Here is a 15,577-nt window from a genome sequence, read left to right as displayed (position 1 = left end):
TGACAAAACATTCTCATTTTCAACGTCGTGGTCGGGGGCGGTGGGCTCCTTTCAGCGCAATCGGTTGTCAGCATATAGCGAACGGTTTGTTCGATGATCGTGGACATCCCGATTTTTAATGATTAGTGTAATCATTCTCATTTGCAGATCGGTCCCGGCATCGTCGACGACACGGCAGTCGTCGGTGGCACGCAAGACGGCGGGGGCCATCCATCGGGCCTTGGATCATCCCGAGGGATGTCTTCGCACGCCGGGGCAGGGGGCTTCCGCCAGGGAGGCGGGTGCCCACCGTCTCGATCGACATAACAACCACAAACACCCTGACCACTTCGCAACGTGACTAGCGAGGGACGCGCGAATTCACCGGCCCACGGAGGCCGCGGCCGTCGGCGGGAAGGCCATCGACGCCGATGGTGACGTCTCGCTGACGGCATCGCAGGCGACCGAGCGGGCAGGTGGATTCTTACAGGACGGTATGATTGCGGAGGCCATAATGAGCTACGCCCGTTTCTCTCGTTTGCCTGGCGAGACGAGTCGACATGCATCCATGCATGCGCTGCTGAATTGCATCATCAAGGAAGTGGCAATCCCCCGGAATACCCTGGGCTATCGATGGCCGGCCCGTCGGGAGGGCCTGTCGGAGCGCCTGCACGGCACGCCACTGCTGATCGAATGGTCGTCGACGCTGGCGCTGTTCGTGATGGTGGACCGGCGTTCGGTCATCGGCAGCCACTACTACCTTTCCGAGGTCCATCTCCGCGAGGCGGGAGCCTCCGGCTGGCATGCTCCCGCGCTGGCGGAGCTGATCGCCGCGCTGCTGGCCCACTGCCAGTGGCATGACGGCACGCTCAATCAGGAGCTGTGTGACCAGGTCGTGCAAAGCCAGGACGTCATGACGTCGATCGTCGCCCATGCCGTCGGACAGTCCCGGCTGCATCCGTTGACGGACTACCGCCGCAGCGAGCAGGGGCTGTGGTTCGGGCATCCCAACCATCCCACTCCCAAGGCCCGGAAATGGCCGCGTCACCTGCTGCAGGACCGGCCCGACTACGCGCCGGAGTTCGGCGCCACCACGACCCTCCACCAGTTTTCCTTTCCCGTGGCGGGACTGAGCATGCAGGCCAATCGTCTGAGCGCTCTCGAGGTGCTGCCCCACGTGGCCGACCAGGGCCAGGCCGAGAACGACGATCGCGTGGTGCTCAGCATGCACCCGGTGCAGGCCGACCTGTTCCGCCAGGATGCCCGGGTGGCACGGCTGATCGGTGAGGGCGTCATCGGCGACCTGGGGCCGAGCGGCTGGCAGGCCGCGCCCACCGCGTCCATGCGTACCTGGTATCTCGAGGATCATCCCTGGTTCCTCAAGGGATCGCTCAACGTGCGCATCACCAACTGCGTGCGCAAGAATGCCTGGTACGAGCTGGAGAGCACGCTGGTCATCGATCGCATCCTGCATCGGCTCGCCCATTCGCAGGACGACGCTCTGGAGGCGCTGTGCGTCGCCCAGGAGCCGGCGACGGTGCACTGGGCGCCGACGTGGGGCGATGAGGACGAGCGACGCTGGTTCCGGGAGCAGACCGGCATGATCCTGCGGGAGAACTTCTGCCGCCGCTTCTCGCCGGAACGCTGCCTGCTCAGCGGCACGCTGTTCGCCCGCGACGCCCAACTGGCGCCCATGGTGCTGTCATTCATCGCGGGAACGCCCGCCGAGGGGCCGCTCGTCCTGCCGTCGGAGGGCCGGGTTCGGGAGTGGTTCCAGGCCTATCTGCATACGCTGGTGGCCCCGGTGATGGGGCTGTTCTTTCGCCACGGCATCGTCATGGAGCCGCACTTGCAGAACTGCGTGCTGATCCACGACGACGGCATGCCGTGCCGGATGCTGCTGCGCGACTTCGAAGGGGTCAAGCTGACCCATGACAAGGGCGTGGACTGGCTCGCCGGGGAGTCGCTGCACCCCCGCGTCAGGGCGTCGATGACCTACGATCGCGAACAGGGCTGGCATCGCATCGCCTACTGCCTGCTCGTCAATCACGTCGCCGAGGCGATCCTGGCGTTGAGCTGGCAGCGCCCGGTGCTCGGTGACGTGCTGTGGCAGGACACCCAGGACGAGTTGCATCGCGTGCGGCGCGCCCTCGGCACGTCGGCCCCCGAGCTGGATGCGCTGCTGGCGGGCGGCGAGCTGCCCTGCAAGACCAACTTCACGCTGCGGCTGATGGCAAAGGCGGATCGGCAGGCCCGGTACGTGTCGCTGCCCAACCCCTGGCAGGCCACCGAGGTGCTGGATCGGGAGGTGGCCTATGGTTGAGCGGCTCTCGATGACCGAGTACAGGATTCCCGAGCGGATCCTCGCCGCCATCGCCGCGCATCGCCAGGCTTGCGACGACCCCATGGCGGCGTTCTTCTACGACCTGCCGGCGCTCGAGGCCCATGGCCGGGCCATGAAGGCGGCGCTGCCGGCTGGGGTCGAGCTCTACTATGCGATCAAGGCCAACAGCGAGGCGGCGATCATCGATACGCTGGCGCCGATCGTGGACGGCCTGGAGCTGTCGTCCGGCGGCGAGATCGCCCGAGCCTGCGCCGCGTCGACGCCGCGTCCCTGGGTGCTCTCCGGTCCGGGCAAGCTGGATGCCGACATGCGCGATGCCATGAGGCGGGGCGTCGAGGCCTTCCATGTCGAAAGCCTCGGCGAGGTGGCCCGTCTGCAGGCGATCGCGGCCTCGCTGGGACGCGTGCAGCCGGTGCTGTTGCGCATCAACCCGGCGCTGCCCGAGGAGCTCACCAGCCGCCTGCGCATGGCCGGCACCGCTACGCCGTTCGGCATCGACGAAGCGCAGCTGGCTGATGCCGTCCGGAGCGTCGACGAGGCCCCGAACCTGCGGCTGGTCGGCTTTCACGTTCATGCCATGTCGCACCAGGCCTGCGAGCGGCGACACCAGCGGCTGCTGGCTTCCTACCTGGAGCGCTGGCCCCGCTGGCGGGCGCTGGCGCGCCATCCCGAGCGGGTGACCCAGCTTAACGTGGGCGGCGGCATCGGCGTGAACTATCTCCACCCGCCCGGGCGTCGACCGTCCTCGCAACAATCCTCCGCGCAGTTCGACTGGCCCGCCCTGTGCGACGCGCTGGGGTGGCAGCTGGAGGCCATGTCCGAGCCCCCGCGTGTGCGCTTCGAGATCGGTCGTTTCCTCTCGGCCTTCTGCGGCTACTACGCGATCGAGGTGCTCGATACCAAGGTCAGCCACGGGGAGGGCTTCCTCGTCTGTCGCGGCGGCACCCACCAGTTCCGGCTGCCCGCGGCCCAGGGGCACGATCATCCGGTCATCCACCTGCCGGGCGACCCCGAGCGGGCGCGCGAGGGTGAGCGCAGGCCCTGGACCGTGGTCGGGCAGCTGTGCACGCCCAAGGATGTGCTGAGCCGGCGGCAGTCGCTGACCGGGGTGGCGGTGGGCGACCTGCTGGTGCTGCCGCTGGCCGGTGCCTACGGCTACAACATCTCCCACGCGGACTTCCTGTGCCACCCGCGGCCCGAGCAGGTGTTCGTCGACGATTCCCGTGAGCGCGCACCGTGGGGCTGCGCGGAAGCGGTGCGCTGATCAAGCGCCGCCGATCCCTTTTTCAGGAGTTACCTTATGTCATCCCATGAACGCGCCCTGCCGGCGGCCCCGATGATCGAGGCCGCCGACGGCGCAGCGCCTTCCGCCGACATGCCGTTTGCCCGCGCGTCGCAGTGGCGGCATCACGAGCGCATCGAGCGACGGGTCGTCGGCCAACTGCTGCAGACCCTGCTCTACGAGGCGGTATTGCCCTTCGAGGCCGCCGCCGATCCGCAGCGCGGCGTCTCCGGCGCGACGCGCTTCACCCTGACCCTGGGCAAGCGCCGCTATCGGGTCAGCGGCTGGCAGTGCCACGGTTTTCGCCTGATTCGCCTCGAGCACTCGTCGCTGCAGGCCGAGGAGCAAGGGGGCGACCCGGCGCCGGTGAGCCTGTCGCAGTTCCTCGAGGATCTCGAGGCGGCGCTGGGCGACGGGGCGATCCGGCCGGGATTCGTCAACGAACTGACCCAGACCCTGGTCAAGGACCTGCAGTCCTCCGCCTGGCCGGCACCGTGCCACGCATCCCCGCAGGCGCTGGATGCCGATGCCCTGGAGCAGTACTTCACCGACGCGCACAGCTATCACCCCTGCTACAAGTCGCGGCTCGGCTTCTCGCTGCGCGACAACCAGCGCTACGGGCCCGAGTTTGCCCAGCCGCTGAGGGTCGTCTGGCTGGCCGTGCCGGCGCGCCTGGCGCATCGCGGCGCCGTCGACGGGGAGTCACTCGACGAGCGGATCGCGCAGGAGGCCGGTCCGCAGGTGCTGGCGCGGCTGGGCGATTATCTCGCCCGGCGCCGGCTGTCGCGCCACGAGGTCGTGCTGATGCCGGTGCACCCTTGGCAGTGGGAAAACGCGCTGGTGACGGCGCTGCATCCCGAGCTTGCCAGCGGCGAGATCGCCCTGCTCGGCGAGGGGGAGACAACCTATACCGCCCAGCAGTCGATTCGCACCCTGGCCCCGCAGGACACCCGACAGGCCTATCTCAAGCTGGCGATGAGCCTCACCAACACCTCCAGCACCCGCATCCTGGCGCGCCATACCGTCACCAACGCTCCTGCCATCACCGAGTGGCTGAAGCGGCTCATCGACACCGACGAGACCGCTCGTGACGCCGGGTTCGTGATCCTCGGCGAGGTGGCCGGCGTGGCACTGGACGAACGGGCCTTCCCGGACGCGCGCCATGACGACGCGTACGGCAAGGTCGGCGCCATCTGGCGCCAGAACGTCGGCGAGTGCCTCGCCGCCGACGAGCGGGCCGTGCCCTTCAACGGGCTCAGCCAGTTCACCCGAGACGCCGAGGGCGCACCCGCCGCTCCCTTCATCGCCCCCTGGATCGAGCGCCATGGCCTGGAGGCCTGGACCCGGCAGCTGGTGAATGTCGCCACCCTGCCGATCATTCACCTGCTGTTCGCCGAGGGCGTGGGCATGGAATCCCATGGCCAGAACATCGTGGTCATTCACCGCGACGGCTGGCCGCTCAGGGTGGCGCTGAAGGATTTCCACGACGGCGTGCGCTTCAGCCCCGCGCACCTGGCGCGGCCCGAGCTGGCCCCCGACCTCGAGCCGGTGCCCGAGCGTCATGCCGCTCTCAACCGCAACTCCTTCATCGTCACCGACGACCCGGACGCGGTGCGCGACTACTCCTGCGATGCCTTCTTCTTCATCGCCCTGGCGGAGATGGCGATCTTCCTGCACCGGCACTTCGGGCTGGACGAGCCAGCGTTCTGGGCCATGGCGGCGGACACGATCAAGGCCTATCAGCGCGCCCACCCGCAGCACGCCGAGCGCTATCGCTGCTTCGACGTCTTCGCGCCGACCTGGGAAGTGGAGGCCCTGACCCGCCGCCGGCTGTTCGGCGATGACGATCCCCAGGTCAAGCACGTGCCGAATCCGCTGGCGGCCTTCGCCCCGGAAGAGGAGGCGGCATGCTGAGAACCAATCGACTCAAGCGGGCGCTGGGCGAGGGCCGGGAGGTTCATGGGGTCATGGCCTCGCTGCCCACGGCCGCTTCCATCGAGCTGATCGCCGAGGCGGGCTTCGACTTCGTGGTGATCGACACCGAGCACGTGCTGATCAACCCGGAAACCGTCGAGCACATGATCCGCACCGCCGAAAGCTACCGGCTGACGCCCCTGGTGCGGGTGGCGGACGCCGATCCCAAGACGCTGCTGCGCCTGCTCGACGGCGGCGCCCAGGGCATCGTGCTGCCCAACGTGGAGGATGCCGCGACCCTCCGGCGTGCCGTGGCCGCCTGCAAGTACGCCCCGGAGGGCGAGCGCAGTCTCAACGCTGGCCGGCCCGGCGCCTTCGGCAAGGCCTCGCTGGCGGAGTACGTCATCGAGGCCAACCGCGAGATCCTGGTGGTCGCCATGATCGAGAGCCGCCGGGGCGTGGCCGGGATCGAGGCGATCTGCGCGGTGCCGGGCCTCGACATGGTGCTGGAGGGCGCCGCGGACCTGTCCCAGTCGCTGGGGGTGACCTGGCAGACCGGCCATCCCGAGGTCGTCCGTGCGCTGGAAGCGGTCCAGCGCACGGCGAGAGAACATCGTTTGCCCTATTGCGCCTTCCTGCGTGATCCGGCCGCCAAGGCGCGCTGGCAAGCCCGCGGCGTAAGCGCCTTCATGCTGGGCGACGAGCGCGGCATCGCCTTTCGCGCCCTGCAGAAGGCCCTCGGCGATGCCAGGGCGCCGATCGACAGCGAGGTCGCTCGCCCATGAGTCCAGCCATGCAGAACGTTTCCTTTCCTTCAAATCGGGCGGGCGATGATGCCGCGCTCGAGCGTGCCGATTCACCGATGGAGCCTACGCCCATGACCTCTCTCGATGCCCAGCGCCATGCCCAGGCGCAGATCCTGCAGTCGCTGGTGGACGGCCTGCTGGTCGAGGGCCTGCTGGACGACCTCGGTGCGACCTGGTGGGTCGCCGGCGAGGCCGACGAGTGGCTAACCCGCCTGCCGGCGTTCCAGGCCCACCTCCACGAGCCCTCGACGTGCGTCTGGTGTTGGTCGCCGGACGCTCACCGCGACATCGTCCTGCTGCTGCGGCCCGGCATCGCCCAGGCGTGGGAAAAGGTCCCTCAGACGCCGGTGATCCTGGTGCATCATGAGACCGGGGAGTGGGCGTCGCTCGACCCCGTGGCCTTCATGCGCCGTGTCTTCGGCGCCGACAGCGACGACGACCAGGCCCTGAGCCAGGGACAGCGGGTATTCCTCCAGGCGCTGGCCGACAGCCTCTGGCAGATGGAAAGCTCCGTGGATCACCGGGTGGAGACCCGCGGCCTGCCGTCGCGGGGTACGGCCGAGCACTTCGCGATCATGGAACAGTGGGCGTCGCTGCTCGACCGGCCCTATCATCCCACGGCCAAGGCCAAGCAGGGCCTGAGCGAGGCCGAATACCGCGCCTACCTGGCCGAGTTCAATGCCCCTATCCGGCTGCGCTGGGTGGCGATGGCGTGCGGCCAGGTGATGACCGGTGCCGGCGTCGACGAGGCCTGCCCGGTGCCGGTTCGGTGGCTTGCCGGCGACGAGGAGCGCCGGTCCCTCGAGGAGGAGATGGCCTCGCGGGGCCTGTCGCAAAGCCACGTCGCCATTCCCGTGCACCCCTGGCAGCACGAGCACGCGCTGCCCCGCTGGCTGGAGGCGGCCTTCGCGGCGGGAGACTGCGTCGCGTTGGACGCGGTCAGCGCGCCCTGGCTCGCCACCTCCTCTCTGCGCTCGCTGGCGCCGACCTCGGCGAGCCCGCACTTCCTGAAGCTGCCGATGGCCATCCATTCGCTGGGCGCCTCGCGCTACCTGCCGGCAGTCAAGATGTTCAACGGCGACCTCAGCGCCCGGTTGCTGCTCCAGGCCAGGGAGAAGGACGCTCGCCTGGGCGAGTGCCTGCACCTGTGCGACGAGGGCAAGTGGTGGGCTTACCTGCCCGAGGGGGCGACGCTGTTCGACGAGGCGCCAAGGCATCTGTCCGCCATGGTGCGCAGCTATCCCGTGGCGCTGCTGGAAGATCCGGACGTGCGGCTGGTGCCCATGGCCACGCTGGGCACTCCGCTGCCGGGAGGTGAGCATCACGTGTTCGGCGACTGGCTGGCGCAGCGCGGCATGGCGGCCGATGGCGCTTCGGTGCAGGCGCTGTTCGGCGAGCTCTGCGAGGTGTTCTTCGATATCAACCTGCGCCTGTTCCGCCTCGGCATGCTGGCGGAAGTGCATGGCCAGAATGCCGTGCTGGTGTTCCGGCAGGGCCGCTGCCACGGGCTGCTGCTGCGCGACCACGACTCGCTGAGGATCAGCGTCGCGCGACTCGAGCGGCACGGCATGCAGGACCCCTGCTACTGCATCAAGCCCGGCCACGCAAATACCCTGTATCACGACGATCTCGAGGCGCTGCTGTTCTGGCTGCAGACCCTGGCGATCCAGGTCAACCTGCGGGCGATCATCGATACCCTGGCGGATCACTATGGCCTGTCGCGACACGACCTGTGGCGGGAGATGGCGGCACGCCTCGCGACGGCGATCGAGACGATCCCCTTCGACGAGTGCGATCGTGACATGCTCGAGGAGCGGCTGTTCGCGCGCGAGCGGTGGCCTTACAAGCGGCTCATCGCGCCGATCATCGAGCGTGCCGGTGGGCCGGGCAGCATGCCCTTCGGCACCAGCACGACCTGCAACCCCTTCCTGCGGGTCGGATGGTCTGTTGAGGCAACGTCTGCCGAAGCGCTGGCCGAGGCCTGAGCCGACCAAGCCCGGAGCGTAAATGTCGCCTCGGCAGGCCGCTGCCGAGGCTTTCCTCCGCCAATATATCTCGCAGCAGAGCTGCCTCCACGCTACGCGACGACGCGGACCTTGTGGGAGTGCAGCTCTGCTGCCGGTTCGACGCCTCGACGAATGGCGCCGCCAGGCGCCCGGGATCTCTGCCACTAATCGCGCAGCAAGCTGCGCTCCCACGAAAACCTGTGTGGTGGCTCTGTTCCGCCGAGCGGATCTTTTCCATACAAGCGCCGCTCTGCTGCCGGTTCGAGGCCTCGGCGAATGGCGCCGCCAGGCGCCTTGGATCTCTGCTACTGAATCGCGCAGCAAGCCGGAGCCCTGGGCCGTGCGACCTCACCACTCCATGGCTTGCACGCTGATCTGCGCGACCCCCTTTTCGAGCGTCCCGCTCAGCGAAACCATTCGGGAAACTCGGCCTCCATCGCGCAGCAAGCTGCGCTTGTATGGCCCCCCACGAAAACCTGTCAGGCGGCTCTGTTCCGCCGAGTGGTTCTACCACTTCCGAGGCCTGAGCCGACCAAGCCCGGAGCGTGAAGGTCGCCCCGGCAGGCCGCTGCCGAGGCTTTCCTCCGCCAATATTTCTCGCAGTAGAGCTGCCTCCGCGCCATGCGACGACGCGGATATTGTGGGAGCGCAGCTCTGCTGCCGGTTCGACGCCTCGACGAATGGCGCCGCCAGGCGTCTTGGATCTCTGCTACTGAATCGCGCAGCAAGCCGGAGCCCTGGGCCGTGCGACCTCACCACTCCATGGCTTGCACGCTGATCTGCGCGACCCCTTTTCGAGCGTCCCGCTCAGCGAAACCACTCGGGAGACTCGGCCTCCAGCGTCCGGCGCTTCTCCTCCTCCTGGGCCTGCTTGGCCTCGGCGGCCTCGGCCAGGGCGTCGGCGCGATGCGGCGGGATGACGAACAGGCCGTCGTCGTCGCCGACCACCAGATCACCGGGATTGACGGTGGCGCCGTCGATGGTGACCGGCACGTTGATCTCGCCCTCCAGATCCAGCGCCCGGGTGGTCAGCGGGCTGGTCGAGTGCGCGTAGGTGGGCAGGGGCAGCCGGGACAGGGCCTCCCGGTCGGTGACGGCGCCGTTGGTGACCACGCCGGCGAGCTGCTTGCGCAGCGCCGCAAAGGCGCGAAACTCGCCCCAGCAGGCGCGTCGCTGGTCGCCGGACACATCGATCACCAGTACATCGCCCGGGCAGGCCATCTTCAGCGCCTCGCGGATGATGCTGCCGTCGACGTGGGGAATCCTCACCGTCAGGGCCGGGCCGAGCAGCCGCACGGGGCGCTGGATCGGCGACAGCGAGGCGATGGCGCCGAAGTCGGTGAGATGGCCCAGGGTGGAGGTGGCAAGATGCCGATAGCGCTGCCGCTGCCGCTCCGTGATGGTGTCCTGGCGTGGGGCGATATGGAACATGGGCTCTCCCTTGCTGGCCATGGATGTGCTGGGGGATGAGGGGTGGGTGACGGTTGGCCCACGTCAATGACGGTGGTCACGCGTCCGATGCAGCAGGTAGACGAAGAAGGGCGCGCCCACGCCCGAGACGAAGATGCCGGCGGGCAGGTCCTTGGGCAGGAACGCCACCCGGCCCAGCAGGTCGGCGTAGAGCACGATCAGCGCGCCGACCAGGGCGGCGGCGGGCACCAGCCGGGCGAAGCCGCGCCCCACCAGGCGGGCGGCAATGTGCGGCGCGATCAGTCCCACGAAACTGAGCCCTCCGGCGAAGGCCACGGCGGCGCCTGCCAGCGCCACGCTGCAGCCCATCAGCGCCAGCCGGCTGTGCAGCACGTTCACGCCGAGCCCCTGGGCCACGTGATCGCCCAGGGCCATGGCATCCATGTGCCGCGCCCGGGTCAGGCACAGCGGCACGGCCACCAGCAGCCAGGGCAGCATGCCGAGCACGTCTTGCCACTGGGCGGCATAGAGGCTGCCGGTCAGCCACACGTAGGCGGTCATGGCGGCGGCATCGTCGCTGATCACGATCAGCAGGGTCGTCACGGCGCCCATGGCGGCGGAGAGACCGATGCCGACCAGCACCATGCGCGAGGGTGTGATGTCGCCCTTCCAGGCCAGCAGGAACACCAGCAGGGCCGACAGCAGTGCGCCGGCAAGCGCGGCGGCCGGCAGCCAGTGGGCGCTCAGCACGCTGCCGAACAGCGCCAGGAAGGTCACGGCGGCAAGCGCGGCGCCGCTGGTGATGCCGATCACGTCGGGGGAGGCCAGCGGGTTGCGCACGATGCCCTGGAGGATGGCGCCGGCCACCGCCAGGGCCGCGCCCACCAGCGAGGCCAGCACGATGCGCGGCAGGCGCAGTTCCCAGATGATGAAGGCGATGTCGCTGCCCTGCGGGGCGACCAGCGCATGCCACACCTGGCCGAACGAGGTCGGGAAACTGCCGAGGGTCAGTGACAGGCCCATGCTGGCCAGCAGCAACAGCCCGAGCAAGGCCGTGATGCCCAGGTAGCGGGCCCGATCGGCTTGCGCGCTGGCGTTGCCCGATGAAGTCAGCGAAGCGGAGTGCGTCATGGTCAGGCCTGTTTCCTGCGCGCCAGGTAGATGAAGAAGGGCGTGCCGATCAGCGCGGTCATCACCCCCACCGGCACGTCCTGGGGAGCCATCAGGAAACGCGAGGCCACATCGGCCAGCAGCAGCAGGCTCGCCCCGAGCAGGGCACAGGCCGGCAGCAGCCAGCGGTGGTCGACGCCGAACAGCCCTCGTGCCATGTGCGGGACGATCAGCCCGACGAAGCCGATCATGCCGGCCAGCGCGACCGAACTGCCGGCGAGCAGGATCACCGCCAGGCCCAGCAGCAGCTTGATGGTGCCGGCGCGCATGCCCAGGCCCTTGACCATGTCATCGCCCAGCATCAGCGCATTGGCGTGGCGCACGAGCAGGGCACACAGCAGCAGGGCAGCGCCGAACAGCGGTAGCAGCGGCGTCACCAGCGACAGCTCGCGTCCGGACACCGAGCCGGCCAGCCAGTACAGCACGCTCTCGAAGCTCTGGCGGTCGATGATCAGCAGGCCCTGGCTGAAGGAGACGAACATGGCGGTGATGGCCACTCCCGCCAGCACGACCCGCAGTGGCGACAGTTCCCCCTGGCGCCCGCGGCTCAGCGCGACCACCAGGCAGGCCGCCACCAGGGCGCCCAGCAGCGCCGCCCAGACGAACTCGGCCGGCGTGTGGAGGGGCAGCAGCGAAACCGCGACCACCACGAAGAACATGGCGCCCGCATTGATGCCGAGCAGGCTCGGCGAGGCGAGAGGATTGCGGGTCATGGTCTGCATCAGGGCGCCGGCGATGGCCAGGCTGGCGCCGACCAGGGCGGCGATCACCGCCCGCGGCAGGCGCTCGGTGCGAATGATGATATGCGCGACCCGGGAGGGGTCGTAGTGCACCAGCGCCTGGGCGAAGGTCGACGGGGCGATCTCGGTGGTGCCCAGCATGACGCTCGCCGCGAAGGCCGCGGCGACCAGCAACAGGCCCAGCAGCAGCCCGGCGGCCCGTGAAGCATGATGGTTCAGCATGCGTGGGGCTCCCCGTCATGGGCGCGGGACATCGAGGAAGCCCCGCCGGTGCAGGCTGCGGCGGGCATCGCGGTGACCGACGTGGCCGGCCCTGGGGCGGCGGAGTCGTGATGGGTGTCCAGCCCGTAATGGCGGTAGAGGTCGTCCAGCATGGCATTGGCGGCCAGGATGCCGCCGCCCATGATCCAGTTCACCGCATCCACCTCGAAGACGCGGTCGTGCCGCACGGCATCCAGCCGCTGCCAGAGGGGGTGAGCGGCCCAGTGGCGATAGTTTCGCGCGATGGCGGGATCGTCCGGCTCCAACAGCACGAAGATCACGTCGGCATTGATGACCGGGATGTTTTCCTCGCTGGTCAGCTTCATGCCCCAGCCCTGGTCCTGCACGGCCTCCGGCTGCTCGAAGCCCAGCTCATCGAGGATCGAGCCGGCGAAGCCGGTGGAATAGAGGCGCAGGTGGTCGCTCTTGAAGCGCACCACGGCGGCCTTCTGGGGCCAGGCGTCGCCCAGCTTGGCGCTGATGCGCCGACGAAAGTCCGCTACGCGCGCGTCCCAGGCCCGCAGCAGCTCGCGGGCGCGGTCTTCCCGGCCCGTGGCGTCGGCCATCAGCCTCAGGGTGGCCTTGAAGTCGAAGACGCTGCCGGTCGCGACGGTCGGGGCGATCTTCGCCAGCAGCGGTTGGACCCGCTCGTGGCGAAAGCGCGTGGCGACGATAAGGTCGGGGTCCAGCCAGGCCACCTTTTCCAGGTTGGGCTGGGTCTCCAGGCCGACGTGCTCCACGTCGCCCAGGGCGTCGCGCAGGTAGCGATACATGGGCTTCTCCAGCCAGGAATCGACCACGCCTACCGGCGTGATGCCGAGCGCCACCGCGCTGTCCGTCGCCCCCTGGTAGAGCGTCACGACGCGCTGTGGCGTGTCGGCAAGACGGGTGTCGCCGAAGGCATTGGCGATGACGCGCTCCTCGCCGGCATGGGCTCCAGGCGACAGCAGGCTTTCCAGCGATATGAGAGACGCCAGCGACACGAACAACGCTAGTAGCGCCATGGCCCAGCGGTGCCGGGAGTGAGGGCGAAGCGTCATTGCGGCCTCCTGGCGGCTACGGTCTTCGGGTCGTGTTCGGGCACCCTGGCCGGGGCCGTTACGGCGCGGCCCAGCCGCCAGGCCAGCGGCAGGCAGATTACCGTGATCGCCGCCAGCGCCAGGAAGGCGTGATGGAGGGCGGCGGCGCTTGCCTCGGGGTAGGTGATTCCCTGCCCCAGTGCGGCCCGCACGGTCGTGTCGTAGTAGATGGACAGGGCGACGATGCCGAGCGACGAGGCCAGTCGCCGGGCCATGTTGTTCATCGCCGAGGCCTGGGCGACGTTGGGTTCGGGGAGATCCCGCATGCCGACGGTGCTCGAGGGCAGATAGGCGCCGCCGAGGCCGAGGCCGCGCAGGCCCATCCAGGCCCCGATCACCCACACCGGGGTGGCCGCCGTCAGGGTGGCGAGTCCGATCAGGCTGGTCATGGTGATCAGCAGGCCGACGCCGATGCACCACTGGGGCGGGTAGCGGTCGATCAGGCGTCCTGCCACGGGCGAACAGCAGGAGGCGGCCAGCGCGGTGGCCAGGAACGTCAGGCCGGTGGTCAACGGGCCGAGTCCCAGTGCATTCTGCATCCACAGCGGTACCAGCAGGATGCAGCCGAACAGGATGATCGACTGCAGGCAGGCCAGCACGACGCTGAGCCGGTAGCCGCGATGGGTGAACAGTGTCAGGTCGAGCAGGGGCGTGAGGGCCCGTCGCTCGGTTCGCACGAACATCACCAGCGCCAGCAGGCCGGCCGCCAGCGGCAGCAGGACATTGGCGCGTCCCAGGTCGGCCAGCGTCTCCACCCGGCTCAGCGAGAACAGCACCGCGCCCATGCCCAGGGTGATCAGCACGAAGCCGGGCAGGTCGAAGCGACGCCGGCGGTTGGCGGCCTCGACCGGCAGGTAGCGATAGCCGCACGCGAGCCCCAGCAGCGCGAAGGGCATGTTCATCAGGAACAGCGCCCGCCAGTGGCTGACTTCGAGCAGCAGCCCACCGACGCTCGGGCCCACGGCCGGGGCGATCATCACCGCGAAGCCCCAGACCCCGCTGGCGCGGCCCCGCTGGTCGGAAGGGTAAGCGGAGAAGATCAATGACAGCGACAGGGGAATCATCAGCCCCGCGGCCATGCCCTGAAGCCCGCGGGCGAGGATGATGCCAGCCAGGCTATGGGCCGAGGCGCCAAGCGCGGAGCCGGCGAGAAATCCCCACAGGCCCAGCAGGTAGATGCGCCGGCGGCCGAAACGGTCGGCCAGGTAGCCGGTCAGCGGCATGGTCATGCCCATGGCGATCATGAACAGGGTCACCACCCAGCTGACCTCGGTGGCGCTGGCCTCGAAGGTCGCCATCAGTGTCGCGACGGCCAGGTTCAGGGCGCTGTTGTTGAGGCTGACGGTAAAGGTACCCAGCAGCACACTGATCAGCACCTTTCCGCCATGCCCGGGAGCATTCGGCATGGACCTTCACTCGGCGGGGGACAAGGGCGTGGCGCAGTGCCGCGCCCTGTGGAAAGCGTCATGGGGGCAGCATGATGACATGCCGCCGCTCTAGATGCAAAACGTTATCAATTGCGTGCTGGCTGACCGCATGGGCATCGTTGGCGTGTCGCCGAGGGCAAGGCAACGGTCCAGGCCCCCTCAGATGATATCTAGGCCGTCCATGCCGGTGTCACTCTGCCACCTATCGATCAGCCACTGCTTGACCCGTTCGGCGCCGGGCGTCGGCTCTGGTGAGTGCCGGTGCACCAGATAAAGATGCCGCCGCGCTGGCAGGGAAGCGGTGAGCGGGTGGACGAGGCGACCCGCTGCCAGGGAGTGGTGGCCGAGCATGCCATCGATCAGGGCGACGCCCAGGCTCCGCTCGGCGGCCTCCAATGCGAGCACAGACAGGTCGCAATGCAGGTGCTCCACTCGTTGGGCCGAAAGTGCGTGGGCTTGCCTCATGCGATTCCAGTCCTGATGCAGACTATCGTGGATCAGGGTGACCCCATCTAGCTTGCCATCCCGCAACGAAGGGAAGGCCTCGAGGTACTCAGGGCTGCAGACCGGAAACACGTTGAGCGTCACCAGCCGGGTGCAGTCCAGAGTGTCATCGGGACGAGTCAGATAACGCAATGCGAGGTCGCTGCCACTCTCCTGCAGTTCATGTAGTAGGGAGGACGCGTAGATATGCAGCTCGATGTCGGGAAAACGCTGCCGCAGTGCCGGCAGCAACCGGCCTAGATAGAACGCTGCTAGACCGGGTGGCACTGCCAGCCCTACGACACGGGCGCGGTCCATTTGTTGGATGCTGTGGCTGACGCCTACCAGTTCCTCCATGAGCGGGACGACGCGATGGTAGTAGGCGTTGCCCGCTTCGGTCAGGGTGATGGAGCGAGCGCGTCGCCGGAATAGCGAGAAACCCAGCCAGTGCTCCAGAACCTTGACCTGCTGGCTTACGGCGCCGGCCGTCACGGCCATTTCCGTGGCGGCTTGCTTGAAGCTGAGATAGCGGGCGGCCAGGCAGAAACACTGGATCGCTTTCAGAGGTGGTTGGCTCATGGCATAGATTTTCTCATTCATGTGGCCCATGTTTCTAGTTTGTTTAGTGGCCCAGGCTCTCCGAAGATGACGCTTCTTGTTCGCCAACCCTCGGAGG

At 68.3% G+C, this 15,577-nt stretch carries 11 protein-coding genes; 5 read left to right on the top strand and 6 right to left on the bottom strand.

The window, feature by feature from the left end:
• The first annotated feature begins 547 nt into the window (after positions 1–547).
• The 5 genes from FHR96_RS11880 (at position 548) to FHR96_RS11860 (ending at position 8,310) form a co-directional block, all read left to right on the top strand.
• The gene (locus FHR96_RS11880; RefSeq protein WP_246392914.1) at positions 548–2,302 is read left to right on the top strand and encodes an IucA/IucC family protein; all 1,755 of its coding nucleotides are present in this window, start codon (positions 548–550) and stop codon (positions 2,300–2,302) included.
• Positions 2,295–3,587 (top strand): type III PLP-dependent enzyme, encoded by a 1,293-nt coding sequence (locus FHR96_RS11875; RefSeq protein ID WP_246392913.1) that lies wholly within the window; start codon positions 2,295–2,297, stop codon positions 3,585–3,587. The genes FHR96_RS11880 and FHR96_RS11875 overlap by 8 nt, the downstream gene beginning before the upstream one ends.
• Before the next feature lie 36 nt (positions 3,588–3,623).
• Complete coding sequence (locus tag FHR96_RS11870) at positions 3,624–5,519, top strand: IucA/IucC family protein (RefSeq protein ID WP_183387899.1); 1,896 nt, start codon at positions 3,624–3,626, stop codon at positions 5,517–5,519.
• The gene (locus tag FHR96_RS11865; RefSeq protein ID WP_183387898.1) at positions 5,513–6,304 is read left to right on the top strand and encodes an HpcH/HpaI aldolase family protein; all 792 of its coding nucleotides are present in this window, start codon (positions 5,513–5,515) and stop codon (positions 6,302–6,304) included. The genes FHR96_RS11870 and FHR96_RS11865 overlap by 7 nt, the downstream gene beginning before the upstream one ends.
• Before the next feature lie 92 nt (positions 6,305–6,396).
• On the top strand, positions 6,397–8,310 hold the full coding sequence (locus FHR96_RS11860) for an IucA/IucC family protein (RefSeq protein ID WP_246392912.1): 1,914 nt from the start codon (positions 6,397–6,399) through the stop codon (positions 8,308–8,310).
• An 828-nt stretch (positions 8,311–9,138) separates the two neighbouring features.
• Here the strand turns inward: FHR96_RS11860 and FHR96_RS11855 are convergent.
• The 6 genes from FHR96_RS11855 to FHR96_RS11830 all read right to left on the bottom strand — a co-directional run bounded on the left by FHR96_RS11855 (position 9,139) and on the right by FHR96_RS11830 (position 15,501).
• Positions 9,139–9,762, bottom strand: a complete 624-nt coding sequence (locus FHR96_RS11855) for an RraA family protein (RefSeq protein ID WP_183387896.1) — start codon at positions 9,760–9,762, stop codon at positions 9,139–9,141.
• Positions 9,763–9,825: 63 nt separating this feature from the next.
• Entirely contained in the window at positions 9,826–10,872 is a 1,047-nt protein-coding gene (locus FHR96_RS11850) for a FecCD family ABC transporter permease (protein ID WP_183387895.1), read from the bottom strand.
• Between the two features lie 2 nt (positions 10,873–10,874).
• Complete coding sequence (locus FHR96_RS11845; RefSeq protein WP_183387894.1) at positions 10,875–11,873, bottom strand: FecCD family ABC transporter permease; 999 nt, start codon at positions 11,871–11,873, stop codon at positions 10,875–10,877.
• Positions 11,867–12,952, bottom strand: coding sequence for an ABC transporter substrate-binding protein (locus FHR96_RS11840; RefSeq protein ID WP_246392911.1), 1,086 nt, complete (start codon positions 12,950–12,952; stop codon positions 11,867–11,869). Before FHR96_RS11840 ends, FHR96_RS11845 begins: the two co-directional genes overlap by 7 nt.
• Entirely contained in the window at positions 12,949–14,397 is a 1,449-nt protein-coding gene (locus FHR96_RS11835) for a DHA2 family efflux MFS transporter permease subunit (RefSeq protein WP_183387893.1), read from the bottom strand. Before FHR96_RS11835 ends, FHR96_RS11840 begins: the two co-directional genes overlap by 4 nt.
• Positions 14,398–14,577: 180 nt before the next feature.
• Positions 14,578–15,501, bottom strand: a complete 924-nt coding sequence (locus tag FHR96_RS11830) for a LysR substrate-binding domain-containing protein (protein ID WP_221195798.1) — start codon at positions 15,499–15,501, stop codon at positions 14,578–14,580.
• Between the last annotated feature and the right edge of the window lie 76 nt (positions 15,502–15,577).

Origin of the sequence: Halomonas organivorans (genome assembly GCF_014192055.1) — a bacterium.
In the GTDB taxonomy this organism is placed as follows: Bacteria; Pseudomonadota; Gammaproteobacteria; order Pseudomonadales; family Halomonadaceae; genus Halomonas; species Halomonas organivorans.
Note: the sequence above shows the minus strand (reverse complement) of the source record. Positions and strands in the feature narration are given on the sequence as shown.